Source organism: uncultured Tateyamaria sp. (assembly GCF_947494755.1).
Taxonomy (GTDB): Bacteria; Pseudomonadota; Alphaproteobacteria; order Rhodobacterales; family Rhodobacteraceae; genus Tateyamaria.
In genome coordinates this window covers 222,914-242,368 of the sequence record NZ_CANLVZ010000001.1, presented here as the reverse complement: position 1 = coordinate 242,368, position 19,455 = coordinate 222,914, and the positions used below count along the sequence as shown (strand labels likewise).

The following is a 19,455-nucleotide window of genomic DNA, read 5'->3' as shown; positions in this document are numbered from 1 at the left end:
GCCCTGTTCTGCGTCCTGTTGCGTTCAATATAGCATCAAATGCGGCGAATTTCAGGCCCGCCCGGTCTCTAATCCTCAAAGAGCTCGGATTGGCCTTCGGTGTCTTCGGCCTCTTCTTCGGTCTCGGGGCCGGGCATCGTGCCGGGCGGCGGGCGATTTTCCAGCAATCCGGCAGCACGCAATTCCTTGAGGCCGGGCAGATCGCGCGCGTTCTCAAGGCCAAAGTGATCAAGGAAGGTTTGCGTGACCACAAAGGTCACAGGCCGCCCCGGCGTCATCTTGCGCCGCCCGAACCGGATCCATTCGAGTTCAAGCAATTGATCCACCGTGCCCCGGCTGACGGACACGCCCCGGATCTCCTCGATCTCGGCGCGGGTGACGGGCTGGTGATAGGCGATGATGGCGAGCGTTTCGATGGCGGCGCGGGACAGCTTGCGCGTCTCGACCGTTTCCTTTTGCATGAGGAACCCAAGGTCAGCGGCGGTGCGGATCGCCCAGGCATCACCGATCTTCATCACCTGCACGCCGCGCCCCTCATAGCGTTTGCGCAGGTAAACCAGCGCCTCTGCCGGGTCGCAGCCATGGGGCATCCGCGCCTCAAGTTCACGCACGGTGATGGGTTCGGCGGTCGCAAACAGGATCGCCTCGACCATCCGTTCCTGTTCAGCCATCGGAGGGGCTTCAAACAGGCTTTCTTCTTTTTCTTCAGGTGCTTCTGTCACGGGGCTCATCTCGTTTGCGCAGTTGGATCGGCGCGAATGTGTCGGTTTGCCGGATTTCGAGGTGGCCTTCCTTGACCAGTTCGAGGCTGGCGGCAAAGGTTGCCGCTGTGGCCGAGCGGCGCTTGATCGGGTCCAGTTCCCACCCTTCGGGCAGATAGGACAGAATGTCGGTCCACTCGCCCGCATAGCCGATCAACCCGCGCATCCGCTCAAGCGCCTGTTCCATCGTGAACACTGCGTCGCGGTCCATCACGAAGGGGCGGAATTCGTCGCGGGTGCGGATGCGGGCATAGCCTTGCATCAGATCAAGCAGGGTCGCCGAATAGGTCACCTTGCGCACCCGCGTGACCATCTCGGACTGGCCGCGTGCAAAGAAATCCCTGCCCAACTGGTCGCGCGCCATCAACCGCGCGGCGGCATCGCGCATCGCTTGCAGGCGTTCGAGCTGAAAGGCCAGATGGGCGGCCAGTTCTTCGCCAGATGGCCCCTCTTCGGTCGGGTCGGGCGGCAAGAGCAGGCGGGATTTAAGGAAGGCGAGCCAGGCCGCCATCACCAGATAGTCAGCAGCCAGTTCTAGGCGCAACTGTTTCGCTTTTTCGACAAAAGCGAGATATTGATGCGCCAGTTGCAGCACCGAAATCTTGCGCAGATCGACTTTTTGGGTCCGCGACAGGGTCAAGAGCAGGTCCAGCGGCCCCTCGTACCCGTCCACGTCAATGATCAGCGCCTCGGCAGCGAGGCGGTCGGCAACCGACACGCTGTCTTCTTCAAAGCTGTCTTCAGCCATGCCTGCTCATCGTCACACGCCCCCGCCCAAAAGCGCCTCAAGTTCGGCGTTCAGGTCGGCAATGTCAATGTCATCAGGGGTGCGACGGGCGGCCAATGCGGCCTCGGCCCGGCGTTGCGCGGCATCACTCATAGGGCCCGCCGCATTGGCAGAGGCGATCCGGCTGGCAAGCGGTGCATTGCAATGGAGGATCACGTCGCAACCCGCCTCAAGCGACCGGCGCGCGATCTGATCCACGGTCCCACTCAGCGCCTTCATTCCGATATCGTCCGTCATAATGAGCCCGTCAAAGCCGATCTCTTCGCGGATCAGGGTCATTGTGGCGCGCGACAGGGTGGCTGGCACCTCATCGACGGCCTCATAGACCACGTGGGCGGTCATCCCCATAGGCAGGTCATTCAGCGCGTGAAACGGAGCAAAATCCGTCTCGCGCAGTGTATCAAGGCTCACGTCCACGCGCGGTAGATCATAGTGGCTATCCAGATCGGTGCGCCCATGGCCCGGAATGTGCTTGAGCACTGGCAGAACACCCCCGTCCAGCATGCCGTCGGCGGCGGCGCGGCCAAGCAGGGCGATGTCCGCGGGCGACGTGCCGTAACAGCGGTTGCGCAGAAAATCATGGGTGTCCTTGACGATGATATCGACCATCGGCGCGCAATTGCTGTCGATGCTGAGGGCTTTAAGTTCGTGCGCTATGTGCCTGTGACGCAAGTACATTGCGCGTTCTGCATTGTCTCCGGCGCGGCGTACGAAGTCTAGCGGCGGCAGATGTTCCGTCCAGGTTGGCCCGCGCAGACGCTGCACGCGCCCGCCCTCTTGATCAATGGTGATCGGGGCGTCGCGCCCCACAGCCTCGCGCATTTCAGAGCACAGGCCATAGACCTGATCCGGCGTGTCGATGTTGCGGGCAAACAGGATGAAGCCGAACGGGTCAGCCTCACGAAAGAACGCCTTTTCGTCGACACTGAGTGCCCCCCCATCCGCGTCGAGAATGGTCGCGCCGAAATTCATCGCGTGACGACCGGGATGCAGTCCGCGCCTTCGGCAACAAGGGCCGAACAGAACCGGCGCGCGTCGCTGAGGTCGGCAAAACCGTGGGCGCGCAGACGGTAAAAGGTGCGCCCGCCCGATTGCGCCTGCTGTACAATCCGGTCCTTGCCCTTGAGGTAGTCGCCAAAGCGACCCTGCATCTTGTCCCACTGTTCGCGCGCGATTTCGGGGCTGTCGAAGGCCCCAAGCTGCACGAGACGGGTGCCGGTCGGAATCGTTGCTGCATCAAGGTCTTGCGTGCCTTGCGCCTCGGCAATGGCTGCGACGGGCACGACAACAGCCGGCGCGCTTTTGGGGCGCAATTGGGGACGCCTGGATTGGGATGGTCCGGGGCCCGTGACGCTTGGCTCGGATGCTGTCGCGGCAGGAGCGGGCACCGCGGCGGCAGCAATGCTGGCCGGCTCCGGCTCAACCGGGTCAGCATCGATGGCGTCGACCCCGGCGGTAAGCTGGTTCACAAGGTCGTCCACATTGTCGATCGCCAGCACATCACGCGGCGACGTCTCAAAACTGGCGGACACGTTCAGCGGTTCAGGCTGTTGCACGGGGGCCACCGTTTTGGCTGTCATCGGCAAATCTTCGTCGCTTAGATCCATGGGGCGCGGGGCCAGAACGAGCCGATCCACAGGGCCGGATGCTTCGCCGACGGCGGCCACTTCGTTCACGGCAAGGCCGGTGTTTTGTGCAAGCTGTCCGCCCGGTTCACTTGGTCGGATGCGCATGTCCCCCTCAGCCGCGCGCACCACCGGAATGCCCGAAACATCGCGCATCACCAGCTTGTAGCCCCAGATCGACACGCCCGCGATCAGCGCCAGAGACACGGCAGCCCCTGCCAGATTGGTCATGTTCTTCAGTGGGTTGGAAGGCGTTTTTGAAGTTGTGTTGGGGGATGTATATCCCACGTGACCCACATGGTGGGTGAACTGCATATCTGCCATCTGTGCCTCGTTGTCCGCGCCGATGCGTGCCCGCGCGGATCATCTGATTGTGGGTGCGCCCCAAAGAAGCGCAAGGGGAAGTCGGTGCCTGCTGTGCCCCTTTTGGCGGGGCTAACGCAGCTCTTTGGCTGGTTCTACGCCAAGAATACCAAGGCCAGCCGCAATTACAACGGCGCAGGCACGCGCGAGGGCAATTTTTGCCTGCGAGGTGGCCGCACCCTCTTGCAGGAAGCGTAAGGAGGGAACGTCGTTGCCCCGGTTCCAAAGCCCGTGGAAGGTGCCCGCCAGATCATAAAGGTAGAAGGCGATCCGGTGCGGTTCATTGCTGCGCGCCGCCGTTTCAACCAGCCGGGGCCATTCGGCGAGCTTCGCCGCAAGCGCCAATTCCGCCTCGTGATCGAGTTTCGACAGGTCGGCGGCGGCCAGCGTCCCATCATCGACGGCAATCCCCGCCTCTTCGGCCTTGCCCAGAACGGACGTCACCCGCGCGAATGCGTATTGGACGTAAAACACCGGGTTTTCGCGGCTTTGCTCCAGCACCTTGTCGAAATCGAAATCGAGCGGCGCGTCGTTCTTGCGCGTCAGCATGTGAAACCGGGTCACGCCGGGGCCGACCTGATCGACCACATCGCGCAGGGTCACGAAAGTCCCAGCCCGCTTGGACATCTTGAACGGCTCGCCGTTTTTGAACAGCTTAACCAGTTGCGTCAGTTTGATGTCGAGCGGGACGGTGCCCCCCGACAGCGCGCTGACGGCCGCTTTCATCCGTTTGACATATCCGCCATGATCGGCCCCGAAGACGTCGATCAGCGCATCAAAGCCCACGGTTCCATCCGGGTTCTGTCGCGTGATCTTGTCATAGTGATAGGCGATGTCGGGTGCGAAATAGGTCCACGCCCCATCCGACTTCATCACAGGCCGGTCCACATCGTCCCCGTGGTCGGTGGACTTGAACAGCGTTTGCTTACGCGGCTCCCAATCCTCGGGCTTTTTGCCCTTGGGTGGCTCAAGCACGCCTTCGTAGATCAGGCCCTTGGAACGCAGATCGTCCAGCGCCGCTTCGATCCGACCCGTGCCATAGAGCGACTTTTCGGAATAGAACACGTCCATCTCGACGCCGAGGGCTTTGAGGTCGGCCCGGATCAGGTCCATCATCGCTTGGGTCGCGTAGTCGCGCACCTCATCCAGCCAGAATTGCTCGCCTTTGTCGACGAACCTGTCGCCGACCTTTTCCTTCAGCGCCTGGCCGACTTCGATCAGATAGTCGCCGGGATAGGTGCCATCGGGAAAGGCGACGTCCTGTCCGTGCGCTTCGAGATAGCGCAGGTATACCGACCGCGCGAGCACATCGACCTGCGCGCCGCCGTCATTGATATAGTATTCGCGTGTCACATCGTGGCCCGCAAAGGCGAGCAGTGAGGCCAGCGCATCCCCGAACACCGCGCCGCGCGTGTGGCCCACGTGCAGAGGCCCCGTGGGGTTGGCCGAGACATATTCGACGTTCACCCGCTTGCCTGCGCCCATATCAGAGCGGCCAAAATCCGCGCCTGCCGCCAAGACATCCCCCACAATCCCCTGCCACACGACGGGTGCCAACCGCAGGTTCAGGAACCCCGGCCCGGCCACCTCGGCGCTGGTGACGCGTGGATCATTTGACAGCCGGGTGGCGAGTGTCTCGGCAATATCGCGCGGTTTCATCCCCGCCGGTTTGGCCAGAACCATCGCCGCATTCGTCGCCATATCGCCGTGCGCTGCATCCCGCGGCGGCTCCACCGCGACGTTGTCAGTCGACAGCCCTTCGGGCAGCGCGCCATCTGCCACCATGGCGGCAAGGTCGGACAGCACAAGGGCGCGGATATCGGCGAAAAGGTTCATGTCTCAGTTACTCAGGTTAGGGTTCGGGCGGTGTATCACGGCCACCGGGCGCGTCAATCAGGCTCCACGATCAGGCGCGCATGTTCCTGCAACGCGTAGCGGTCCGTCATGCCCGAGATATAGTCCGAGACCGCCCGTGCGAGCGCCGTTTCATCGCCCCCTGTGGCGTGGCGGCGCCATTCCGGGGGCAGCAGTTCGGGTTGTTCCATGAACAGCGGGAACAGATCCTCGACCACCTGGGTGACTTGGGCGCGCTTTTCCATGACGCTTGGGGCGCGGTACATATTGGTGAACAGGAATGCGCGAATGTCCTGCAGATCGGCCCAGAGGCGGTCGGAAAACCGGATCACAGGGCGTCCAAGATGGCGGATATCCTCGACCGATTGAGCCTTGCTTGTGCTCAATAACTCACCCGAGGTTGCGACCACATCGCTGACCATCTGCCCAAAGACGCGCCGCAACGCCTCGTGACGCCGCCGCATGGGGTCAAGGCCCGGATATTGCGCATCCACTTCGGCATATGCGGCCCCGATCATGGGCAGGTGCAGGATGTCATCCTCGTCAAACAGCCCGGCCCGCAGCCCGTCATGCAGATCGTGGTTGTTATAGGCGATGTCGTCGGAAAGGGCGGCCACCTGCGCTTCGGCACTGGCATGGGTGTCGAGTTCGAGATTATGGATCGCGTTGTATTCCGCCAGCGCGAAAGGCAGATCACCGGTCACCGGTCCATTATGCTTGGCGATCCCCTCAAGGCATTCCCATGTCAGGTTCAACCCATCAAATTCGGCATAGTGACGCTCAAGCTGCGTCACAATCTTGATGGCTTGGGCATTGTGATCGAAGCCGCCATAGGGCGCCATCAGCGCCTGCAACGCATCCTCGCCGGTGTGCCCGAAGGGCGGGTGGCCCAGATCATGGGCCAACGCGATGGCCTCGGTCAGACAATCGTTCAGCCCCAAAGCCCCCGCAATGGTGCGTGCCACCTGCGCCACTTCAATCGAATGGGTCAGCCGTGTGCGGTAATAATCACCCTCATGTTCGACAAACACTTGTGTCTTGTGCTTGAGCCGGCGAAAGGCCGAGGCATGGATGATCCTGTCCCGGTCGCGCTGAAAACACGAGCGAAAGGGCAACTCTGTCTCCGGCACACGCCGTCCCCGGGCACGCGCAGGATCAGAGGCAAAGGGCGCGGTCATGTTGCTGATCCTTGTCGCCTGTTCCAATGATCCATATATTGCAGGTGCAGCGCGATTGAAACCGCCGCACCCGCAAACAGTGATCGGAGCCGACAGATGCAACTCCCCCCCACCGTGACCTCCCGCGCGTTCGAACGTCTGGCTGAAATCGGGGCCGCAGATCAGGGTCAGGCCCTGCGCGTGGCTGTTGAGGGGGGTGGATGTTCCGGCTTTCAGTACGAGATTGCGCTCGATCAGCCCAAAGAGGATGATCTGATCCTCGAAGGGGCCGGACAAAAGGTCGTGGTGGACGCGATTAGCCTGCCCTTCCTGTCCAACGCCACCATCGACTTTTCCGAAGAGCTGATCGGCGCGCGTTTTGTGATCGAAAACCCGAACGCGACCAGTTCCTGCGGCTGCGGCACATCCTTTTCGATGTGACGCCTCAGGCGGGCACGGCCCGCGCGAATTGCTCAAAGAAAGCGGCGAAATGGGGCGAGGACGCCTCGCTTGTGCGCAATGTGTCTCCGGCGTCAGGGTCAAGCATATCGTATAGGCCCGCCTGCATCTGCTCCCAATCCGCGCTGCGTGCATCCGCGAAACTCAGCAGCGCCGAGGACATCGGGCGCAACGCCCCTGCCGCCAGAACCGGACGTTGGAACACGGCACGCCCCTCGGGCACGGCGCGCGCCATCTGGTCCTGACCAGCCGTGGCGCAGGCCCAGTTGGCCACAAGATATTCATGATAGTCATCCGACAGCGGCGCATCGCCGTCTTGCCGAACGTCAAAGCCATTGACGGTCTGGCGCACCGCCGCTTCCCACACCGGGTTCGCGGCCTGGCCAGCCTGGCGCATGGCGACACAGATCTCAGCCAGCAAATCCATGTTCTGATCCAGAAGCGCAAGAATGCCTGCGTATTCCAGACTGACCAGCGCCCGGGGGTCGAGGCCGGGGTCCTTGCGCCCGTATTCGGACAGATAGAACACGATATGCGTCAGCTCGTAGGCCGCCTTTTTATTGGGCAGCGCAAAGGTGGCCGGGCGATTGATGAAGGCGTGCAACCGGTCATCGAGGCCCGGATCAGCCGCCGCTGTGTGCACACCGCGCCGCGCCAGCAACCGGCGCGCTTCGGCGCGTTGCAGATCGCTTAGCTCCGCTTCGGGCAGGCCCTGTTTGGCGACCCATTCACACAGACGCTCCATTTGCGCGCCGGCCACACCAAGGTCTTCGAGGTCGAGGCCAATGGACAGCAGGAACCGGTAATATTGCGGGAAAAACTGCAACCGCTCGGTCAGACTGCCGTAAAAGGCCAGGTGCGGCGTCAGCGCCTCTTGGGACACAGGCGTGCCGGTGCATTCCAGAATGTTGAGCAGTTCGGCGTTCTCTTTCAGCCAGAACACATCATCCTGGATGCGGCGATGGCGGGCGAAGCCGTCGATCAGGGCGTCGGTTCGCTCGGCCAAACGTTGGCGGCGCGGCAGGACGTTGAGGGCAATGACATTTGACATGGGGGTAGTGTCCTTTTGATTGCAATATGTCGTCCCGCCGCGGCAGCGACGTTTACGAGCCCGACGAGAAGAGGCCAGTCACCGCACCATCCGTCACAGTGCCCGTGACAGGGGCCGAGCCGGAGGAGAACATTTCTGTCGCGTCCCCTGCGCTGGCATCCGAAGCGGTGGGCGTGGAGCCGGAGGAGAACATGTGCGTCGCATCACCCGTTGTTGCATCCGAAGCGGTTGGTGCAGAGCCGGAGGAGAACATTTCAGTCGCATCCCCTGCTGTTGCATCGCTGGCCGTGGGGGCCGAACCAGACGAGAACATGTGGACGGCATCACCTGTTGTGGTGTGCGCTGTTGTCGCTGTGGAGCCTGACGAGAACATCTCGACCGCGTCCCCTGCACTGGCTTCGCTGGCCATTGGCGCAGAGCCTGAAGAAAACATGGAAATCGCATCACCCATCAGTGCATCACTCGCCGCCGGGGCCAAGCCGGACGAAAACATTTCAGTCGCATCGCCGCAGTGCAGGCCGTCGATTTCAGTGGTAGTGGTTGAGACAGAAACTTTACGTTGAGCAGTCATGTTGAGGTCCTTTTCATCTCTTGGTTGTGACCTCTCAACCTTTGCTCGTTAAAAGTGTGTTGCGAAGCACAAATTCTCCTTACGCGTGTTTTCTGGCGGTTTATCCACATGAAGACCCCCTCAGAAGGTGCTGACCTCTGGACAGATGTTGTTGCCTGATCGGTTGCAAAAAAAATTTGTCCACAGCGCCGATTTTTCATGGATCGAGAGCCGCTCGCCCGGAATCAGCCTCACCGCACGCCGAATCAGATCGTTGAAAAAGCGTTCACCGACCGCGCGGCGCAGCCTGCTTGCGATCCCCGAACGGATCGGTCACATCTGGATCAACAGGCAGCGGAGGCCCTTTATGAAAATCGCGACGTTCAACATCAACGGGATCAAAGCGCGCGCCGAGGCGCTGCCGCGATGGCTTGATGCGGCGCAGCCTGACGTGGTGCTGATGCAGGAAATCAAATCCGTGGACGAAAATTTCCCCCGCGAGATGTTCGAAGACCGCGGATACAATGTCGAAACGCACGGGCAAAAGTCGTTCAACGGCGTCGGCATCCTGTCTAAATTGCCGCTGGAAGACGTGAGCCGTGGCCTGCCCGGCGATGAGAGTGACGAACAGGCCCGCTATATCGAAGCGACGGTAATGGGCGAGAGCCAAGCGGTGCGCCTGTGCGGTCTGTACCTGCCCAACGGCAACCCGGCACCGGGGCCGAAATACGACTACAAGCTGGCCTGGATGGAGCGGTTGCGCCAGCGTGCCGTGGAATTGCTGGCCGAAGAGACTCCATTTCTGATGGCGGGTGATTACAACATCATACCCCAGGCCGAAGATGCCAAACGGCCCGACGCATGGCGCGAGGACGCATTGTTCCGGCTGGAAAGCCGCACCGCCTATCGCCGCCTGATCAATCTCGGGCTGACCGAAGCCTTCCGTGCGCGCAGCCTCGGGCCCGGTCACTATTCATTCTGGGACTATCAAGCGGGCGCGTGGAACCGTGATGACGGCATTCGTATCGACCATTTCCTGATGTCGCCTGCCTGCGCGGACATGATGACCGACTGTCAGATCGACAAGCAGGTGCGGGCCGAGGAAAAGCCGTCGGATCACGTGCCGGTCTGGATTGATCTGGCGGCTTGACTTGACCTCGTCGCGCCATCGTGAGGGTGTGTCCGGCAGCTTTCTTGCGAAAGCAGTCCTTGCCACTTGATGCAATCACCTTCGTGATTGAATCACGCTTCCAGTTCAGCATCCCAATAAAGAAAATCCATCCAGCTTTCGTGCAGATGGTTGGGCGGGAATTTTCGGCCCATGTTGCGCAACTCTTCGGCGGCGGGTTGGCGGGGCGGTTTGCGCAGGCCCATGCCGGTGCGGTGCAGCGGTTTGGACCCTTTGCGCAGGTTGCAAGGGCTGCAGGCCGCGACCACGTTTTGCCAACTGGTCACACCACCACTGGCGCGGGGCACCACGTGATCAAAGGTCAAATCGCCCCGCGCGCCGCAATACTGGCAGCGAAATTCATCCCTCAGAAATAAATTAAAGCGCGTAAAGGCCACGCGCTTTTGAGGTTTGACATAGTCTTTGAGGACGACAACCGACGGTATCCTGATCTCGGTACTCGGGCTTCGCACCACTTCGTCATATTCAGCGACGATATCCACCCTGTCGAGCCAGGCCGCCTTGATCGCCTCCTGCCAGGGCCACAGCGACAGCGGGTAGTAACTGAGCGGTCGATAATCCGCATTCAGCACCAGCGCCGGGTGATGCCTGAGCGCGCCAGAGCTGCGCACAAAATCTGTTCTGAAATCGCCGTCCATCTCGCGTGACTCCATCCTTGCCCGGTCCGCCAAAACTGACACCAGAGCGGGGAGCCGCCCCAGCCTTATATCGCGACTATATCTTGTGGAAACCGATCTGCAAGAGCGCAGTCCACCACGATATGTCGCATATTGCATAGGGTGTAGGCGTAACAGGCAAATGACGCGCGCCATCGCGCCGCTTGGGCCAGGAAAAAGCGCCATATCGATCAAAGGTAAGGAATACACCACTCGCCTGCGACGTTGTAACGGCGCAATATGACCGCAATTCAAGGCGGATGCTCTTGCGACCTCATTTTAGTCGATACCGAGGCTCTCCGCTGCCACTGATTTTTTGGAGCCCACACATGTCATTGCCTGCCCCTGCCAAGCGCACTGCCCGTCTGTTCAAGCGCTTGCATGCCGCACGCCCGATGGCTGACACGGGCGGGACCACCCCCACCGATTTCATCCATGACACCACACATGCGGTGGCCCTGTGGTATGATCCGGCCAATGCGATCCGGTCGGATTTCGGCACCATGACCGCCTACCGCGCGATCACGACGGGGGGTGATCTGCTGTGGTATGTGGTGTTTGAAAACGGGGCGTCGGTCTATCACGCCCAATGCGACGATCCCTATGTGGCAATGACCCAAGCCTCAGAAGCCCAATGCGCGCAGCGCCAGTTGATGGATCAATGGCACTCGGTTCAGGCCATCGCCCGTGATCTGCTGGCCGGCCGGCAAGAGTTTGACGTCACCCTTGAGGATGCGCGTCACGCGCCCATGTGCCCGCTTGGGTTTCGCGCAGTCATGACCTCGGCGGGCCTGTTCGGGCTGAAGCGGATATCGGGCAAGACAGCCGCGCGTTTGATGCGCGCCGAACCGCAGATCGGTTTTGTGATCTATGCGGCGTGGAAACGGGCGCAGGTCTCGCAAGAGGCCAGCCCCCGCCGGGTTCCTTTCGGAGCGCTCTGCTGAAACGCCCTACTCGACCGGGCGTGCTCTCATGTCAGCCACGCTGGTCCAGCCCTGCGCCCCGCAGGATCGCCAGCCGGTCCCCGGCCCTGCCGTTGCGGTCGAAAACTGATCCTGATTGTGCGAAAACCGTGCGATATCATGCAGCATCATCGACAGGCAGAACGGTGTGATCTGGGTCAACCCGGACCGGTTGCCCAGCACCACCTGCACCGGATGCCCCGACCCGTCCGACAGGTTCAGCGTCACCGAGAACCAGCGCATCCCCACCTCGTTGCTCACCCCGTCCAGATTGGCCACCATCACGTTGTGCAACACGTGTGACGACATCGCCCGCACCGCATCCCAGTTGTCGGCCATCAGCACATAGGCATCAACGTCCAGCAGGCTTTGCGGCGCTGCGGCGAAATTCCATCCAGCCGTGGCCGCATCAAGTTGCAGCATGTTGGGCAGGATTAATGGCGACTTCACGCCCTCCAGCAGCAGCACGAATTGGCGCCCAAGCGTGGTCTCCAGCGGAACCATGGGGGTCGCGGGCGTATCTGGTGTCGTCTGTTCTTCACCTGTATCCTGCGCGGATACCGGGGTGCCCATCCAGTGCGGACCCGCCGTCGCGCCAAGTGCTGCCAGCGCCAGAACCCAGGCCACCTTGCGCAAGTGCATCACTTTCACAGCCCCAGCTTGTCGCGCATGAAGGCGAGCGCAACGCTCAGCCCGTCCTGCGCAATCCCATGCGCGGTCCCTTCCATGACGTGCGCATATACGTCCTTCCACCCGGCCTCTTGCAGGGCCTCTGCGGCCTGCGGCAGTGACTGTGGTGGCACCACATCGTCCTGATCGCCGTGCACCAGCAGGATCGGCGGGCGGCTGACCACCTCGTCGGCCAGCACTTCGGGGTTCAGCAGACGGCCCGAAAAGGCCACGATCCCCGCCACAGGGTCCTCGCGGCGCGGGGCCACATGCAGCGATATCATCGTCCCTTGGGAAAAACCGAACAGCACGACCTGTTCTGGCAGCACATCCTCATCCACCATCAGCGCGTCGAGAAAGGCGTTGAGGTCTTCGGCGGCGGCATTCAAGCCGCGCTCGGCCTCTTCCTCACTGCTACCATCGATCCACGGGATCGGGAACCACTGGTAGCCGCCCGGATAGCCCGGGATTTGTTCAGGCGCGTCGGGGGCCACGAACAGCGTGTCGGGCAGATGATCCTTCAGCGGCTCGGCCAACCCGAGCAGGTCCGCCCCATTGGCCCCGTAGCCATGCAGAAATACGACGATCGAGCGCAATGCGCCCGATTGCGGTTCGACCCGCCCTGCTTGCAACACCCGTGTCATGTGATCCCTTCCCGGCCCTTGGCCACCCGGTAATAGGTAAAGAACAGGCGCGCGGCAACCGCCCGCCACGGGCTCCAGTCGGCGGCCATGGCGCGCAAGGCCTTTTCGGTTGGGCGTGCGGGCAGATCATAGATCAGGCGCGCGGCCTCCTGCAGGGCCAGATCGCCCGGTGCAAACACATCCGCCCGACCCAAAGCGAACATCGCATAGATCTCCGCCGTCCAGACCCCGATGCCTTTCACGGCTGTGAGGGTCGCGATCACCTCAGCATCGGGCGCTGTGCGCAGGGCATCATAATCTATGCCCGCCTCGGCCAGCGCCAGCGCGTAGGCGATCTTTTGACGGCTGAGGCCCGCCGCGCGCAACCCGTCCTCTCCGGCAGCGATGATGGGGACTGGCGAGGTCAGCCCTTCGGCTTCAAGCCGGCCCCAGATTGCCGCCGCAGACGCAGTGCTGACCTGCTGCCCGATGATCGCGTTGAAAAGTGCGGCAAACCCGTCCGGACGACGGCGCAGCGGCAGCGGGCCTGCGATCTTGAGCGCCCGGGCAAGAGCCGGGTCATGGGCTGCCAGCCACGCCGCCCCTTCGACCACATCCGCCTCTGTTTCGATGATGCGTCCACTCATAGGGTCTTGAGCCAGTCGGCCATCTGTTCGGCACTGCGCAACCGTGGCCCCGATGGCAATGCAGGTGGGCGCAGCATCACCACCGGCAAGCCCAGATCACGCGCTGCCTGCACTTTGGGAAAGGCATCCGGGCCCCCGATATTGCGCGCCAGAACCACGTCAATCTCGAGGCGTTTCAGCAGCTCGGCCTCCCCTGCCGCATCCAGAGGGGCCGACCCAAACACAAATTCGCAATTGCCAAAGCCCGTTGGCTCGCGGTGCGCAGTCAGTTGGCGCAGGAACACGCGACCCCGGTGGCGGGCAAGCTCGGTCAGGCTGCCGCGCCCGGTCGCGGCAAACACCCGCGCGCCAGCGGGCAAAGCGGCGACGGCCTGTTCCATCGTGTTGACCTGTTGCCACTTTTCCCCCGCGCCCGGCATCCACGGATCGCGCCCCACCCGCGCATAAGCGGCGTGTGGAACAGCGGCGAGGGCGCCAATGCGGGTGAACACATCAAAGGCGTGGCTCACATCGACAATGGCGCGGGTATCGGCAGGCACGGTGGCATGTTCCGACAGCCCAAGCGGCACCGCCTCGCCCTCGCGTCCCCAGACCACGCAGGCCCGCGCCTGTGCCGCGTTCAGCCATGCGACCGCGTCGTGCACCTCGCGGGCACCGGCCAGAACAGCGATCAACGGGGATGTGGTCATGGCCCCACCCTAGTGCCATCCCTGCCCTGCGCAACCGTTTGTGCGCGCACGCAGAGTACGGGGCGCTTGCCGCGCGCAGGCAGGCGGTCTAGTCAGTGCTTATGACCCAAGTGGATGACACCCGCGCCAAGCGCAATGTGGCCGTGCTGGTGGCCGCCCAAGCCTTTCTGGGCAGCCAGATCACCATGATGTTCGTGGTTGCAGGGCTGGCGGGTCAGCAGCTTTCGCCCATTGCCTGTCTGGCCACCCTGCCGATCTCGCTGATCGTCTTCGGGTCGATGACGACCGCGCCGTGGCTGTCGAACGTGATGCAACGGTTTGGGCGCAAAACCGGGTTCATCCTTGGTGCCCTTGGTGGGCTGGTTGGGGCCGCTATCGGAGTTTGGGCGCTCAGCATCGGCAGCTTCTGGCTGTTCCTCGTGGGCAGCTACATGACCGGCATCTACATGTCAGCGCAAGGGTTTTACCGCTTTGCTGCCGCCGACACCGCGTCTGATGCGTTCCGGCCCAAGGCGATTTCCTATGTGATGGCCGGTGGGCTGTTGTCGGCCATCATCGGACCGCAGGTTGTCGCTTATGTGACCGCCGGGGCAGTGGACGCGACGGTCGCCCGCTACATCCCGATCTACTGGGTCGCGATGGGCTTCAACCTGATGGGCATGGCGCTGTTCCTGCTGCTCGACATTCCCAAACCGCCGCCGCCCTCTGCCACGGATGGCCCCGGACGGACCCGCGCCGAGCTGCTCGCCAGCCCGCGCATCGCCGTCGCGGTGATCTGTGCGGCGGTGTCCTATGCGCTGATGAACCTTGTGATGACGTCGACCCCGCTGGCAGTGGTGGGTTGCGGGTTCACCGAGCCGGACGCAGCCAATGTCGTCACCGTACATGTGCTTGCGATGTTCGCGCCGTCCTTCTTCACCGGCCACCTCATCACCCGTTTCGGGGTCGAGCGGATCATGGGCTTGGGCCTCGCGATCCTTGGCGGGGCCGGGATCGTGGCGCTGAATGGGGTCGAGTTGAGCAACTTCTATGTCGCCCTCTTCCTGCTCGGTCTTGGCTGGAATTTTGGCTTTATCGGTGCCACCACCATGCTCGCCGGGGCCCATACCGCGCAGGAACGTGGCCGGATGCAGGGCATGAACGACCTGATCGTCTTTGGCGGGGTCACCGTCGCCTCGCTCGCCTCAGGCGGGTTGATGAACTGCATCGGCGGGGACCCAGTCGAGGGCTGGGCGGCGGTCAATATCGCGATGGTCCCCTTCCTCGTGCTGGCCGGGGCGTCGATCATCTGGCTGATGATGCGCCAGCGCGCCGCGACAGTTTAGAGTGCGAGCCGCCCGGTCGTGGCGCTGAGGCCCAAGCGCAGCGGCGTGAGCGGTGCGGGCAGCGTCCCATCACCGACCGCTTGAGGGTTCCGGATCACCTGATCGAGCAGTTTTCCGGCGCCGATTGCGGGCCACAAGGCCGGGCGGGCAGCCTTGGGCAATGCGGGCCGCACGCTCCGTGCCTTGGCCCGTTTCGCCAGTACGATCAGCCCCTCATGCGTACCATCAAGCAGCGGAATGCGACCCGCAGCCGCCAAGGCGGGCACCGCCCGCAGAAATGCTGCCGTCCCCGCTGCGAAAGCCAACGCACGCACGTCGCCCTCAGCTTGCGCAGGCGCGCCGAGCGCGGCGGCCGCTGTCCACATCAGATGCCCGGCCGTCTGGTCGATATAGGCGTCCATATGCGCCTCATCCTCGAAAGGCTCGGGGTAAATATCCCATCGCCGCGCGGTCACGCTTTCATCCAGCATTTTGGCCTGCTCGGGGCCGATCACACCGGCCAATGGGGTCGTGACCTCATGCTTGCGCACCGCGCGCCCTCGGGCAATTTCCTCGAGCGCATCACGCCACCATTGCAGGCGCATCTCGGCGATCATCGCCTCCTGCGTGACCCAGGGCGCGCGCGAAACCTCGACATTCATCGCATAGATCGGAAACAGCATCGCGCGCGCCGCCACGGGCGCGGCCATGACGGTGCGAAATCGGTCCGGGTCGCCCTGTTCCACGATGCGCGCGCAGGCAATGACAGGTTCGGGCAGGCTCACGCGGGCGCACCAAAGGTGCGCCTTACGGCCCCCCTCATGCCACGCCGTCCTGCACCAGTTTCCAGCGGATCGCGTCCAACAGGGCCTCGAAACTCGCGTCCACGATGTTGGCCGACACGCCGACCGTGGACCAGCGTCGCCCCTGACCGTCCTCGCTGTCGATGATGACGCGAGTGACGGCTTCGGTGCCGCCTTGAGTGATGCGCACCTTGAAGTCCACCAGCCGTATGTCCTCCACATTGGCCTGATAGCGACCCAGATCCTTGGCCAAAGCCTTGAACAGCGCGTTAACGGGGCCACGATCCGTCCCCTGTTCGTCCATGGACTCGCTGACCGACAGCATCTTTGTCCCATCGACCTTCACCACCACAACGGCCTCGGACAACGACACCATACGATTGCGCTTGTTCTTGCGCCGCTCGATCGTGACGCGGTAGCGCTTGACCTCGAAGAACTCCGGCATCAGCCCCAACGCATCCCGCGCCAGCAGCTCGAACGAGGCTTGGGCCGTGTCATAGCTATAACCATCCGCCTCACGCGTCTTGATCCGATCAAGGATCACCGATAGCGCCGGGTCCTTTGGCGCGACCTTCAGCCCCATATCGCCAAGCCGTTTGCGCAGATTGGACTGGCCCGCCTGATTGGACATGGGGATGATGCGCGCATTGCCGACCAGCGCGGGCTCGATATGCTCATAGGTGGTGGGATCCTTTAGGATCGCGCTGGCATGCAGCCCCGCCTTGTGTGCAAAGGCCGATCCCCCCACGAACGCCGCCTGTTTCTGCGGCACCCGGTTCAGGATATCGTCAAGCATGCGCGAGGTTTTGGTCAGCCCTTGGAGCGCCTCAAGGCTCACCCCGGTCTCGAACCGGCTGGCATAGGGTTCTTTCAGCAGCAGGATCGGGATCAGAGCCGTGAGGTTGGCATTGCCGCAGCGCTCGCCCAGACCGTTGAGCGTGCCCTGGATCTGGCGCGCGCCCGCGTCGACCGCCGCCAGCGATCCGGCCACCGCGTTCTCGGTGTCATTGTGCGTGTGGATGCCAAGGCGGTCGCCGGAAATGCCCGAGGCGATCACCGCCTTGGTGATGTCGTGGATGTCATGGGGCAGCGTGCCGCCATTGGTGTCACAGAGCGCAATCCAGCGCGCGCCTGCGTCATAGGCGGCGTGGACGGCTTGCAGTGCGTAGTCGGGATTGGATTTGTATCCATCAAAGAAATGTTCGGCATCAAACACAGCCTCCCGCCCTTGCGCGATCACATGGGCAAAGGATTGCGCGATGTTGGTGGTGTTTTCGTCCAGCGAGATGCCGAGGGCGGTCTTGACATGAAAATCATGGGTCTTGCCCACGAGGCAGACGCCGGGTGTGCCCGCATTCAGCACGGCGGCCAGCACGTCGTCGTTTTCCGCACTGATACCTGCCCGCTTGGTCATGCCAAAGGCGGTGAAGGTCGCGCGCGTTTTCGGCGGAGCGTCGAAAAAGGCGCTGTCGGTCGGGTTGGCCCCAGGCCAGCCGCCTTCGATATAGTCGACGCCGAGCGTGTCGAGAGCCTGCGCGATCTGCAGCTTGTCCGAGGTCGAGAATTGCACGCCTTGGGTCTGCTGTCCGTCACGCAGGGTGGTGTCGAAGAGGGAGAGGCGTTCGGTCATGGCATCGACACTCTTGTAGCGGTTGATTGCAATGACCGGGCCGTGGCGCTTGCGTCACGGCCAGCCCCCGACCGCCCCCCCGGGCGGGGGCTAGACCCCCACCCGCGGTCGGGGGCTGGCCTAAGTTGAGCACGGGTCATTTGAGAGCCTCCAGAAGATTTTTCAGCTTCTTTGAGCGCCAGTCGGAAAGCCGTTTAGTCCCGTATGAAAACAGCCCACCATTTTCGGCTACTAGATCAGTAGAGACCGCCCGGTGGGCCGGGCCGCTATCAATCTCAAATTTAAAGCCCTCACTTGTATCACGTCCAACAATGCCGATCTCCCTTAAACCGTCACGAACTTGATCCGACTTAGAAAAATCCTTTGCTGAACGCGCTTGATTTCGGATCTCAACGAGTTGAGCAATCAATTCGTACTCGTGTTCATCCTCATGCATCCAATCCCCCATCTCGTCGCCGAGAAGCCCGATGAAATGGCCGGTAGCTTTAAGCGTGGAAAAATGACCTTGGTCGAATAGGCTGTGCATCCGCATAAACACTTCAGCCAAATTCAAATCGTCAGCCAGCGCATCCCAAGCTCTCTGGTCCGCCAATACCAGGGGGTAGTGGTTGGTGTGCTCCCGCCACTTCCTCAAAGTCGCCTCCGCCTCCGCCCGTTTCTTCTCGGTCCAGTCCATCGGCTTGCGGTAATGCGTGCTCAGCATCACAAAGCGGATCACCTCACCCGGCACCCCCTGATCGAGCAAATCCCGCACGGTGAAGAAATTGCCCAGAGACTTGGACATCTTCTTGCCCTCGACCTGCAACATCTCGTTGTGCAGCCACACATTGGCAAAGTCGTGGCCCGCACATTTGCTCTGCGCGATCTCATTCTCGTGGTGCGGAAACTGCAAATCGTTGCCTCCGCCGTGAATGTCAAAACGACCGCGCTTTTCTGGATCAAACTTGCCCAACAGCTCATAGGCCATCGCCGAGCACTCGATATGCCAGCCCGGACGGCCCCGGCCCCATGGGCTGTCCCATCCGGGCAGCTCGTCGTCCGAGGGCTTCCAGAGCACGAAGTCCATCGGGTCTTCTTTGTACGGCGCCACCTCGACCCGGGCGCCTGCGATCATGTCATCGACTGACCGCCCCGACAGCGCGCCATAAGCCTCGTAGGCGCGCACCCGAAACAGCACGTGACCGTCGCGCGCGTAGGCGAAGTCATCCGCGATCAGCCCTTCGATCATGGCGATCATCTGTGCGATATACTGCGTCGCGCGCGGTTCGTGATCCGGGCGCAAGGCCCCAAGCGCATCCATGTCGGCGTGATACCAAGCGATCGTCTCGTCCGTGCGCTCGGCCACCAGCTCCTCAAGCGTACCCGCCGAACCTGCCTTTTGGCGCGCCAAAGCCGTCGCGTTGATCTTGTCATCCACATCCGTGAAATTGCGCACATAGGTCACCGCACCCTCGCCATAAACGTGGCGCAGCAAACGGTTGAGCACGTCAAAGACCAGCACGGGGCGCGCATTGCCTAGATGGGCGCGGTCATAGACCGTCGGGCCACACAGATACATGCGCACATTCGCAGGATCGATGGGCTCGAAAAGCTCCTTGCGGCGGGTGGCGGTATTATAGAGGGTGATCGACATGAAGGGTCTCGCGCGACAAAGGTTGGCGCGGGCCTATCAAGTC

Annotated in this window: 20 protein-coding genes; 4 read left to right on the top strand and 16 right to left on the bottom strand. The window is 62.3% G+C overall.

Going from position 1 to position 19,455, the window contains the following annotated elements:
* Positions 1 to 68 precede the first annotated feature (68 nt).
* The 6 genes from scpB to Q0908_RS01195 form a co-directional block, all read right to left on the bottom strand.
* Positions 69 to 722: an SMC-Scp complex subunit ScpB gene (gene scpB, locus Q0908_RS01220; protein WP_299280621.1), complete on the bottom strand. Its 654-nt coding sequence runs from the start codon at positions 720 to 722 to the stop codon at positions 69 to 71.
* Entirely contained in the window at positions 706 to 1,509 is an 804-nt protein-coding gene (locus tag Q0908_RS01215; RefSeq protein ID WP_299280620.1) for a ScpA family protein, read from the bottom strand. The genes scpB and Q0908_RS01215 overlap by 17 nt, the downstream gene beginning before the upstream one ends.
* Positions 1,510 to 1,521: 12 nt before the next feature.
* Positions 1,522 to 2,520 carry a beta-N-acetylhexosaminidase gene (gene nagZ, locus Q0908_RS01210; RefSeq protein ID WP_299280619.1) on the bottom strand — a complete coding sequence of 333 codons (999 nt, stop codon included), beginning with the start codon at positions 2,518 to 2,520 and terminating at the stop codon, positions 1,522 to 1,524.
* Positions 2,517 to 3,497, bottom strand: a complete 981-nt coding sequence (locus tag Q0908_RS01205) for an SPOR domain-containing protein (protein ID WP_299280618.1) — start codon at positions 3,495 to 3,497, stop codon at positions 2,517 to 2,519. Before Q0908_RS01205 ends, nagZ begins: the two co-directional genes overlap by 4 nt.
* Positions 3,498 to 3,608: 111 nt before the next feature.
* Complete coding sequence (gene argS, locus Q0908_RS01200) at positions 3,609 to 5,372, bottom strand: arginine--tRNA ligase (RefSeq protein ID WP_299280617.1); 1,764 nt, start codon at positions 5,370 to 5,372, stop codon at positions 3,609 to 3,611.
* A 53-nt stretch (positions 5,373 to 5,425) separates the two neighbouring features.
* A complete protein-coding gene (locus Q0908_RS01195) occupies positions 5,426 to 6,568 on the bottom strand; it encodes a deoxyguanosinetriphosphate triphosphohydrolase (RefSeq protein WP_299280616.1) in 1,143 nt (380 codons plus the stop codon).
* A gap of 96 nt (positions 6,569 to 6,664) precedes the next feature.
* Between Q0908_RS01195 and Q0908_RS01190 the strand changes: the two genes are divergently transcribed.
* Positions 6,665 to 6,988 (top strand): iron-sulfur cluster assembly accessory protein, encoded by a 324-nt coding sequence (locus Q0908_RS01190; protein WP_299280615.1) that lies wholly within the window; start codon positions 6,665 to 6,667, stop codon positions 6,986 to 6,988.
* A gap of 4 nt (positions 6,989 to 6,992) precedes the next feature.
* Here Q0908_RS01190 and Q0908_RS01185 read toward each other — a convergent pair whose 3' ends face one another.
* Positions 6,993 to 8,057 carry a hypothetical protein gene (locus Q0908_RS01185; RefSeq protein WP_299280614.1) on the bottom strand — a complete coding sequence of 355 codons (1,065 nt, stop codon included), beginning with the start codon at positions 8,055 to 8,057 and terminating at the stop codon, positions 6,993 to 6,995.
* A gap of 52 nt (positions 8,058 to 8,109) precedes the next feature.
* A complete protein-coding gene (locus tag Q0908_RS01180) occupies positions 8,110 to 8,628 on the bottom strand; it encodes a DUF6749 domain-containing protein (RefSeq protein WP_299280613.1) in 519 nt (172 codons plus the stop codon).
* Positions 8,629 to 8,974: 346 nt separating this feature from the next.
* On the opposite strand from Q0908_RS01180, the gene xth reads away from it, so the two are divergent.
* The gene (xth, locus tag Q0908_RS01175; protein WP_299280612.1) at positions 8,975 to 9,757 is read left to right on the top strand and encodes an exodeoxyribonuclease III; all 783 of its coding nucleotides are present in this window, start codon (positions 8,975 to 8,977) and stop codon (positions 9,755 to 9,757) included.
* A 92-nt stretch (positions 9,758 to 9,849) separates the two neighbouring features.
* Here xth and Q0908_RS01170 read toward each other — a convergent pair whose 3' ends face one another.
* Positions 9,850 to 10,434: an HNH endonuclease gene (locus Q0908_RS01170; RefSeq protein WP_299148932.1), complete on the bottom strand. Its 585-nt coding sequence runs from the start codon at positions 10,432 to 10,434 to the stop codon at positions 9,850 to 9,852.
* Positions 10,435 to 10,781: 347 nt separating this feature from the next.
* On the opposite strand from Q0908_RS01170, the gene Q0908_RS01165 reads away from it, so the two are divergent.
* Positions 10,782 to 11,396 carry a hypothetical protein gene (locus Q0908_RS01165; RefSeq protein WP_299280611.1) on the top strand — a complete coding sequence of 205 codons (615 nt, stop codon included), beginning with the start codon at positions 10,782 to 10,784 and terminating at the stop codon, positions 11,394 to 11,396.
* 6 nt (positions 11,397 to 11,402) lie between these two features.
* Here the strand turns inward: Q0908_RS01165 and Q0908_RS01160 are convergent, their stop codons facing one another.
* From Q0908_RS01160 to Q0908_RS01145, 4 genes are read right to left on the bottom strand one after another with little or no spacing between them, the layout of a single operon-like run.
* Positions 11,403 to 12,065 carry a hypothetical protein gene (locus Q0908_RS01160; RefSeq protein WP_299280610.1) on the bottom strand — a complete coding sequence of 221 codons (663 nt, stop codon included), beginning with the start codon at positions 12,063 to 12,065 and terminating at the stop codon, positions 11,403 to 11,405.
* Entirely contained in the window at positions 12,062 to 12,727 is a 666-nt protein-coding gene (locus Q0908_RS01155; protein ID WP_299280609.1) for an alpha/beta fold hydrolase, read from the bottom strand. The genes Q0908_RS01160 and Q0908_RS01155 overlap by 4 nt, the downstream gene beginning before the upstream one ends.
* Positions 12,724 to 13,353: a DNA-3-methyladenine glycosylase 2 family protein gene (locus Q0908_RS01150; protein ID WP_299280608.1), complete on the bottom strand. Its 630-nt coding sequence runs from the start codon at positions 13,351 to 13,353 to the stop codon at positions 12,724 to 12,726. Before Q0908_RS01150 ends, Q0908_RS01155 begins: the two co-directional genes overlap by 4 nt.
* A complete protein-coding gene (locus Q0908_RS01145) occupies positions 13,350 to 14,042 on the bottom strand; it encodes a precorrin-6A/cobalt-precorrin-6A reductase (protein ID WP_299280607.1) in 693 nt (230 codons plus the stop codon). The genes Q0908_RS01150 and Q0908_RS01145 overlap by 4 nt, the downstream gene beginning before the upstream one ends.
* Before the next feature lie 101 nt (positions 14,043 to 14,143).
* Here Q0908_RS01145 and Q0908_RS01140 point away from each other — a divergent pair, with 101 nt between their 5' ends.
* A complete protein-coding gene (locus Q0908_RS01140; protein WP_299280606.1) occupies positions 14,144 to 15,367 on the top strand; it encodes an MFS transporter in 1,224 nt (407 codons plus the stop codon).
* On the opposite strand, the gene Q0908_RS01135 is transcribed toward Q0908_RS01140, so the two are convergent.
* The 3 genes from Q0908_RS01135 to cysS all read right to left on the bottom strand — a co-directional run bounded on the left by Q0908_RS01135 (position 15,364) and on the right by cysS (position 19,412).
* Positions 15,364 to 16,131, bottom strand: coding sequence for a squalene/phytoene synthase family protein (locus Q0908_RS01135; RefSeq protein WP_299280605.1), 768 nt, complete (start codon positions 16,129 to 16,131; stop codon positions 15,364 to 15,366). The genes Q0908_RS01140 and Q0908_RS01135 overlap by 4 nt on opposite strands.
* Positions 16,132 to 16,165: 34 nt before the next feature.
* Complete coding sequence (gene cimA / locus Q0908_RS01130) at positions 16,166 to 17,779, bottom strand: citramalate synthase (protein WP_299280604.1); 1,614 nt, start codon at positions 17,777 to 17,779, stop codon at positions 16,166 to 16,168.
* A 136-nt stretch (positions 17,780 to 17,915) separates the two neighbouring features.
* Positions 17,916 to 19,412: a cysteine--tRNA ligase gene (gene cysS, locus Q0908_RS01125; RefSeq protein WP_299280603.1), complete on the bottom strand. Its 1,497-nt coding sequence runs from the start codon at positions 19,410 to 19,412 to the stop codon at positions 17,916 to 17,918.
* Between the last annotated feature and the right edge of the window lie 43 nt (positions 19,413 to 19,455).